General features: G+C 65.2%; 6 protein-coding genes. All 6 read left to right on the top strand.

The window, feature by feature from the left end:
- Positions 1–165 precede the first annotated feature (165 nt).
- The 6 genes from AAC071_RS16545 to accC all read left to right on the top strand — a co-directional run bounded on the left by AAC071_RS16545 (position 166) and on the right by accC (position 7,954).
- On the top strand, positions 166–501 hold the full coding sequence (locus AAC071_RS16545) for a helix-turn-helix transcriptional regulator (RefSeq protein ID WP_339834762.1): 336 nt from the start codon (positions 166–168) through the stop codon (positions 499–501).
- Positions 498–1,211: an HAD-IA family hydrolase gene (locus AAC071_RS16540; protein ID WP_339834760.1), complete on the top strand. Its 714-nt coding sequence runs from the start codon at positions 498–500 to the stop codon at positions 1,209–1,211. Before AAC071_RS16545 ends, AAC071_RS16540 begins: the two co-directional genes overlap by 4 nt.
- Complete coding sequence (locus AAC071_RS16535) at positions 1,208–2,983, top strand: AsmA family protein (protein WP_339834758.1); 1,776 nt, start codon at positions 1,208–1,210, stop codon at positions 2,981–2,983. Before AAC071_RS16540 ends, AAC071_RS16535 begins: the two co-directional genes overlap by 4 nt.
- 34 nt (positions 2,984–3,017) lie before the next feature.
- Positions 3,018–3,827, top strand: coding sequence for an ATP12 family protein (locus tag AAC071_RS16530; RefSeq protein WP_339834756.1), 810 nt, complete (start codon positions 3,018–3,020; stop codon positions 3,825–3,827).
- A 151-nt stretch (positions 3,828–3,978) separates the two neighbouring features.
- Positions 3,979–5,511: an acyl-CoA carboxylase subunit beta gene (locus AAC071_RS16525; protein WP_339834754.1), complete on the top strand. Its 1,533-nt coding sequence runs from the start codon at positions 3,979–3,981 to the stop codon at positions 5,509–5,511.
- A 427-nt stretch (positions 5,512–5,938) separates the two neighbouring features.
- Positions 5,939–7,954, top strand: a complete 2,016-nt coding sequence (gene accC / locus AAC071_RS16520) for an acetyl-CoA carboxylase biotin carboxylase subunit (RefSeq protein ID WP_339834752.1) — start codon at positions 5,939–5,941, stop codon at positions 7,952–7,954.
- Positions 7,955–8,188: the final 234 nt, after the last annotated feature.

Genomic DNA, 8,188 nt, shown 5'->3' with positions numbered 1-8,188 from the left:
CCAAATCCTGCGCAACTGGAGATTGCCTATGCTTAACCGGACAGCAGTGGGCTTGTCCGGGCCATCCACGTCTTTGGAGTCCCCGGAGAAAGACGTGGATGACCCGCATAAAGCGGGTCATGACGGAGTTGTGGTATATATCGTCATCCAGTCAGGTGGCCGGCCATGACAAAGGCAAAGGTTGAAAAGATCAAGCGTGGCAGCGGCAATGTCTTCGCCGATCTCGGCTTTGCGGATGCCGAGGAACGCCAGACGAAGCTGCGGCTGGCCTTCGAGCTGAACCGCGTGATCGAGGAGCATGGCCTTGTGCAGGCGACAATTGCCGATCTGCTCGGCATCAATCAGCCGAAAGTCTCCGCGCTCGTCAACTACAAGCTGGACGGCTTCTCGGTGGAACGTCTGATGGCGTTCCTGACCCAGCTCGACCGCGATGTCGAGATCGTCGTCAGAAGGAAGCCAAAATCGCGACAGGCGGGACGGATCACGGTGGTTGCCGCTTGACCGCTCCCCTCCGCCTTGCCGTGTTCGATTGCGACGGCACGCTGATCGACAGCCAGCACATGATCGTGGCGGCGATGGCGCATGCCTTTGCGGCGCATGGTCTGGCCGAGCTGCCGCGCGCGCAGGTGCTGTCGATCGTCGGCCTGTCGCTCGACGAGGCGCTGGCGGCGCTGCTGCCCGAGGCCGAAGCGGGCTTCCGCCGCCGCGTCACGGCAAGCTATCGCGATGCCTTTTTCGAGGTGCGCCGGCGCAAGGATCTGGCCGAACCGCTGTTTCCCGGCGCCCGGGCGGCGATCGAGGCGCTGCATGCGCGCGGCGACGTTCTGCTCGGCATCGCCACCGGCAAGTCGCAACAGGGCCTGCGCCACGCCCTCGAAACGCACGGGTTGTCGGATTATTTCGTCACGCTGCAGACGGCCGACGACGCGCCTTCCAAGCCCCATCCCGGAATGCTCTACCGCGCCATGGCCGAAACCGGCATCGATCCGGCCGCCACGGCGCTGATCGGCGACACCAGCTACGATATCGAGATGGCGCGGGCCGCCGGCACCCATGCGCTGGGCGTCGAATGGGGCTATCATGCGCCCGAGACGCTGCGGCGGAGCGGCGCGCATCTGGTGCTGCCCGATTTTTCGGCGCTGGCGCCGGCGCTCGACACGCTCTGGCCCGGCGCCGCGTCGTCGGCTGATCAGGGGAGGCAGGTGCCATGAGGAAATTGCTGCGCTTCGTCGTTGTCGTCGTGCTGCTGCTGGCCGGCGCGCTCTATGCGCTGACCTTTGTCGATCTCGGCCGTTTCGCGCCGCAGATCGAGGCAGCGGCGAAGGACGCGACCGGCCGCACGCTGACGATCGACGGCGGTATCCATATCGGCTATTCGCTGGTGCCGACGGTCGTGGCCGAAAAGATCAGCTTCGGCAATGCCGACTGGGCCACGCGGCCGCAGATGCTGACCGCCGACAGCCTGTCGCTGCAACTGGCGCTGCTGCCGCTCTTGTCCGGCAATGTCGATCTGCGCGAGGTCGCGCTGTCGGGCGCCGATATCTATCTCGAAACCGATCGCCGCGGCCGCGGCAACTGGGAATTCGGCGAGGCGGCGCCCGCCGCGCCGTCCGGGGGCGGCGGTCTGGCGCTGGCCGGCATTCCGCAGATCGAGATTGCGGATCTGCGCATCGCCTATCGCGACGGCACGACCGGCGAGACCACGGCGGCCGCCTTCCGCGAAATCACCGCGCGGCCGAAAGGCGACGGCTTTCATGCCGTCGTCGAGGGCGACGTCAATGGCGCGGCGGTGGCCTTCGCGGCCGATATCGCCGGGGATGCAACGAAGATCGTCTTGTCCGATGCGGCGCTGAGCGTGGCCGGCACCAGCGTCGGCGGCGACCTGGCGCTCGACCTCACCGGCCGCCCGCGTCTGACCGGGGCGCTTTCAAGCCCCAAATTCGACGTGACGCCCTTTCTCGGCGGCGGCGCGTCGGGCGGCACCAGTAGCAAAAAGGAGGGCGGCCCGGTCTTCAGCCGCGATCCGCTGCCGCTCGAGGCGCTCGACGCCTTCGATGCCGAACTGGCCTTCACGCTGGGCGAGCTTCACTACGGCAAGCTGGTCCTGGCCGACATGAAGCTGCCGCTGACGATCCGGGGCGGCAGGCTCGATGCGCCGCTGACGGCCGCCTATCGCGGCGCGCCGATGAAGCTGACGCTCAATGCCGACGGCAAGGCAAAAAGCGTTGCCGTCGATGCCGCTGCGACCAATTTCGACATCGGCCGTCTGCTGAGCGATCTCGACCTCACCACCATGCTGGCGGCGCGGGCCGATTTCGGCGCGAAGCTGACGGGGCGCGGCGCCTCGCTGCATGCGATTGCCGCTTCGCTGGGCGGTCAGACCAATCTGGCGATCGGCGAGGGCACGATCAATTCGCGTGCCTTCGCGGTCGTCTCCGACGATCTGGTCAATGTGCTGATCCCCGGCGGCAAGACCGGCGACACGGCCAGACTCGTCTGTGTCCTGAGTGCTTTCGATTTCAGCGGCGGCGTCGGCACCGCCCGGGCGCTGGCGCTTGAAACCGACAGCCTGATCACCACAGGTTCCGGCACGGTCGATCTCGGGCGCGAGCGGATCGATCTGCTCTTCAAGCCGAAACCGAAAAAGGCCAGCCTTGTCAGCCTGGCCTTTCCGGTGCGTCTCTCGGGGCCGCTTTCGGCGCCGACGGCCGGGCTCGACCGGGCGGGCGTCGCGACCGGCGTCGCAACCGCCGTCGGCGGCGCGGCGCTGACCGGCGGCATCGGCGCGCTGCTGCCGCTGATGAGCGCGGGTTCGGGGTCGGTCGCCGGCAGCGGCGATTGCGGTGCGGCGGCGGCCGCGGCACAGGAGGAGTCGCGCGGCATTGCCGGCACGGTCAAGGATGTCGGCGGCGCCATCGGCGGTGCGGCCGAAGATGCCGCCAAGGGCATCGGCGGCGCCGTGCGCGGCATTTTCGGACGCTGAGAGGAAGAGAGAGCCTCGGGGAAACGCGGAACGCATGACCGACAACGACAACACGCCCGACATCACGGCCGCCATTTTCGATCTGGCGCGCAACCGCACGCTCGACGAGCAGCCGCCGCATCCGGGGCGTGACGCGCCGCGTCTGCCGAAGCGCTTCTACAAGCGCGCCGAGGCGGGGCCGGTCGAGAGCGGCCAGGCGATCCTGCTCGACGGGCGGCCGGTCAAGACACCGTCGAAGCAATTGCTGTCCGTCCCGTCGGTGGCGCTGGCCCGCGCCATGGCCGCCGAATGGGAGGCGCAGGGCGACTATATCGATCCGCGTTCGATGTGGCTGACGAAGCTTGCCAACACCGCGCTCGATCTTGTCCAGCCGCGCCGCGCCACCGTCATCGCCGAGATCGTCAATTTCGCCGGCAGCGATCTCCTCTGCTACCGCGCCGAGGCGCCGCAGACGCTGGCGGATCGTCAGGCCGCTGCCTGGGACCCGATCGTCGCATGGGCGGCGGAGCAGGGCATCGTCATGAAGGTCACAACCGGCCTCGTTCACGTCGCGCAGGACGAAGCGGCGCTGGCGGCTTACGGAAGGGTGCTCGAAGGGCTCGATCATTTCGAACTGGCGGCGCTCCACAATGCGGTCACGCTGGCGGGCTCGGCGCTGCTCGGCCTGGCGCTGGTCCGGCGCCGTCTCGATGCTGCCGTCGCTTTCGAGGCGGCCTATCTCGACGAGGCCTGGCAGATGGAGATTTCGGGCCGCGACGAAGAGGAGGAGGCCCGTCTTGCGCGGCGCCGCGCCGAACTGATCGAAACCGCCCGTTTTCTCGACCTTCTTGCTGACGCAGCGTAAGGTCCCCACCCATCGGAATGGCGGCCAAGCCATTGGCAAAAAGGAGATTTCGGTGCTATTCAAAGCCCGCAACAGCCGGTTTGCGACAAATTGAGGCACCACGGGTTTCGAGCCGCGCGGCCGCGCGGATTCTCCGGTTTCAGGGGGCAGTATGAAGGACATTCTTCGTCGGCTTGAAGAGCGGCGCGCGGTGGCGCGGCTGGGCGGCGGGCAGAAGCGCATCGACGCGCAACACGCCAAGGGCAAGCTGACCGCGCGCGAACGCATCGCGCTGCTGCTCGACGAGGGCTCCTTCGAGGAGTTCGACATGTTCGTCGAACATGACTGCAACGATTTCGGCATGGAGAAGCAGAAGATCCCGGGCGACGGCGTCGTCACCGGCTGGGGCACGGTCAATGGCCGCCCGATCTATGTCTTCGTCAAGGACTTCACCGTGTTCGGCGGTTCGCTCTCGCGCAGTCACGCGAAGAAGATGACCAAGGTCCAGGACATGGCGCTGAAGACCGGCGCCCCGATCATCGGCCTGTTCGATGCCGGCGGCGCCCGCATCCAGGAAGGCGTCGACGCGCTGGGCGGCTATGGCGAGGTCTTCACGCGCAACGTCATGGCGTCGGGCGTCATTCCGCAGATTTCGGTGATCATGGGGCCGTGCGCCGGCGGCGACGTCTATTCGCCGGCCATGACCGATTTCATCTTCATGGTCCGCGACACCTCCTACATGTTCGTCACCGGTCCCGATGTCGTGAAGACGGTCACCAACGAAACCGTGACGTCGGAACAGCTCGGCGGCGCCTCGATCCACACCACCAAATCCTCGGTCGCCGACGGCGCCTGGGACAATGACGTGATCGCGATGACGCAGATCCGCCGCCTCGTGGATTTCCTGCCCTCGTCGAACCGCGACGAAGTGCCGGAACGTCCCTTCTTCGACGCGCAGGACCGCATCGAGAAATCGCTCGACACGCTGATCCCGTCCAATCCCAACATGCCCTACGACATGAAGGAACTGATCCTGAAGGTCGTCGACGAGAGCGACTTCTTCGAGATCCAGGAAAGCTTTGCGAAAAACATCATCACCGGCTTTGCCCGCATCGAGGGCCGCACGGTCGGCATCGTCGCCAACCAGCCGATGGTGCTGGCCGGCGTGCTCGACTCGGATGCCAGCCGCAAGGCGGCGCGCTTCGTGCGCTTCTGCGATTGCTTCTCGATCCCCATCGTCACCTTTGTCGATGTGCCGGGCTTCCTGCCGGGCACCGCGCAGGAATATGGCGGGTTGATCAAGCATGGCGCCAAGTTGCTCTTCGCCTATACCGAAGCGACCGTGCCGAAAGTCACCGTCATCACCCGCAAGGCCTATGGCGGCGCCTATGACGTGATGGCGTCGAAGCATATCCGTGGCGACCTCAACTATGCCTGGCCGACCGCCGAGATCGCGGTGATGGGCGCCAAGGGTGCGGTCGAGATCATCCACCGCGCCGATATCGGCGACCCCGACAAGATCGCCGCGCATACCAAAACCTATGAAGACCGCTTCCTCAATCCTTTCGTCGCGGCCGAACGCGGCTATATCGACGAAGTCATCATGCCGCATTCCACGCGTGTCCGCATTGCGCGGGCGCTCGCGCTCCTCCGTCACAAGGAGCTCGAGAACCCGTGGAAGAAGCACGACAACATTCCGTTGTGAGAGGCGAGAGGGTGACTCTATTGCCAAAACCTCAGTGTCACCCCGGCGAAAGCCGGGGCCCACTCGCAGCGCCTCTTGCCGCAGCTTTGCGGTCCGTCCCCACCCGCCCCTGGGGGGCGGGTCGAAAAATTCGAGCGGACGCGAAGAATTTTTCGGGGGTGAGGAGCGTTTTGCCGAAGGCAAACGAGAAGGCCCGGTGGGCCTTTTCGAGCTTCGAACGCCCGGAGCGAAGCGCAGGGCCATGCCCCAAGCTTTCGTTCGAGGTTCAAAAAGGTCCATCGGACCTTTTTGTTCGCTTCGCGAAACACCTCGAACCCCCGAAATTTGTGCCGCTGACGCGACCCAAATTTCGACCCTCCCCCAAGGGGAGGGTGGGACACATTCTTCGCCGTTCATCCTTCGATTCCGCCGCGCAAGGTTCCTGCTGATGTTCAAGAAAATCCTGATCGCCAACCGGGGCGAAATCGCCTGCCGCGTCATCAAGACCGCGCGCAAGATGGGCATCGCGACGGTCGCCGTCTATTCGGATGCGGATCGAGACGCGCTGCATGTCGAGATGGCCGACGAGGCCGTTCACATCGGCCCGCCGCCGGCCGCGCAGTCCTATCTCATCATCGAAAAGATCATTGCCGCCTGCAAGCAGACCGGCGCCGAGGCCGTGCATCCGGGCTATGGCTTCCTGTCGGAGAATGCGAAATTCGCGCAGGCGCTCGCCGACAACGGCATCGCCTTCATCGGCCCCAACATCAAGGCCGTCGAGGTGATGGGCGACAAGATCGAGTCGAAGAAATTCGCCAATGCCGCGAAAGTGAACACCGTGCCGGGCTATCTCGGCGTCATCAAGGATGTCGCGGAAGCCACCAGGATCGCCAACGAGATCGGCTATCCGGTGATGATCAAGGCGTCGGCCGGCGGCGGCGGCAAGGGCATGCGCATCGCCTGGTCGGAAAAGGAAGTGGCCGACGGCTTCACCTCCTCGATGTCGGAGGCCAAATCCTCCTTCGGCGACGATCGCGTCTTCATCGAGAAATTCGTCACGCAGCCGCGCCACATCGAGATCCAGGTGCTGGGCGACAAGCACGGCAATGCGATCTATGTGATGGAGCGCGAATGCTCGATCCAGCGCCGCAACCAGAAGGTCATCGAAGAGGCGCCGTCGCCATTTCTCGACGAGGCGACGCGCAAGGCGATGGGCGAGCAGGCCGTCGCGCTGGCGAAAGCCGTCGATTATGAAAGCGCCGGCACGGTCGAGTTCATCGTCGACAAGGACCGCAATTTCTATTTCCTCGAAATGAACACGCGCCTGCAGGTCGAGCATCCGGTCACCGAACTGATCACCGGCATCGATCTGGTCGAACAGATGATCCGCGTCGCCTATGGCGAAAAGCTTTCGATCAAGCAGTCGGATGTGAAGATCAAGGGCTGGGCGATCGAATCCCGTGTCTATGCCGAGGATCCCTACCGCAATTTCCTGCCCTCGACCGGGCGTCTGGTGCGCTACCAGCCGCCGGCCGAAGGCACGGCGGGCGGCCTGACCATCCGCAACGATACCGGCGTCTATGAAGGCGGCGAGATTTCGATGTTCTACGATCCGATGATCGCCAAGCTCTGCACGCATGGGCACGACCGTCTCGCCGCGATCGACCACATGGCGCGCGCGCTCGACGAATTCCACATCGAGGGCATCCAGCACAACATTCCCTTCGTCAACGCGATCATGGAGCATCCGCGTTTCCGCTCGGGCAACATCACCACCGGCTTCATCGCCGAGGAATATCCCGACGGTTTCCACGGCGTGGGACTTCCCGACGAGCGCGCCGTGCGTTTCGCGGCGATTGCCGTCTACATCAACACCGTCCATGCCGCGCGCGCGGTGCAGATTTCAGGGCAGCTGCCGGGCCGCCCGCGCAACCTGCCGAAGGAATGGATCGTTTCGGTCGGCGACTGGACCCAGCGCGTGACGGCGGAAGATGCCGGCGCGGCGCTGCGCGTCGTCTTCATCGACGATGAAGGCACGCCCGGCGAAAGCCATCTGGTGCGCTCCGAATGGGTGCCGGGTCAGGCCGTCTTCCGCGGCGAGATCGACGGCACCGCCATGACGGTCGAGATCGTCCGCGCCAAGCAGGGCTATGTGCTGCGTTATCGCGGCGCCTCGGCCCATGCCGTGGTGCGCACCGTGGTCGGCCACCGCCTCAACGCGCTGATGCCGGAAAGGGTCGCGGCCGACACCTCGAAGCTCTTGCTCTGCCCGATGCCGGGTCTGGTGAAAGCCATTCACGTCACCGAAGGCCAGGAAGTGAAGGCCGGCGAGGCGCTGGCGGTCGTCGAGGCGATGAAGATGGAAAACATCCTGCGCGCCGAAAGCGATTGCACGGTCGAGAAGATCAACGCCGCCCCCGGCGACAGCCTCGCCGTCGACGCGGTGATCATGGAATTCGCCTAAGCGCAGAGAGTGCCGCGCCTCGGCTCTGTCGTATGGTGCGGCCTATGCCAGAAATAGAAGTGTCATCCCGGGGCTTGTCCCCGGGACCCACTCGCATTTCGGCCCGGTTTGCCGGTGGGGTTTTCCGTGTCACTTGCGGCAGGCGAGGGCGCAGGTGGCGCCGTTTCTCCATACGCGGAGAGGCCAATGGGTCCCTGTGTGTTGGGGATGTGTCAGGATGGGTGCGGGCGGGAG

The organism is uncultured Parvibaculum sp., from assembly GCF_963975745.1.
In the GTDB taxonomy this organism is placed as follows: domain Bacteria; phylum Pseudomonadota; class Alphaproteobacteria; order Parvibaculales; family Parvibaculaceae; genus Parvibaculum.
The sequence above is the reverse complement of the archived record's forward strand: the minus strand, read 5'-3'. Positions and strand labels throughout refer to the sequence as shown.

Excerpts from the sequence above, each read along its gene's own strand:
- AAC071_RS16535 (WP_339834758.1), top strand. The coding sequence starts at position 1,208 with ATGAGGAAATTGCTGCGCTTCGTCGTTGTCGTCGTGCTGCTGCTGGCC.
- accC (WP_339834752.1), top strand. The coding sequence starts at position 5,939 with ATGTTCAAGAAAATCCTGATCGCCAACCGGGGCGAAATCGCCTGCCGC.
- AAC071_RS16525 (WP_339834754.1), top strand. The coding sequence starts at position 3,979 with ATGAAGGACATTCTTCGTCGGCTTGAAGAGCGGCGCGCGGTGGCGCGG.
- AAC071_RS16545 (WP_339834762.1), top strand. The coding sequence starts at position 166 with ATGACAAAGGCAAAGGTTGAAAAGATCAAGCGTGGCAGCGGCAATGTC.
- AAC071_RS16530 (WP_339834756.1), top strand. The coding sequence starts at position 3,018 with ATGACCGACAACGACAACACGCCCGACATCACGGCCGCCATTTTCGAT.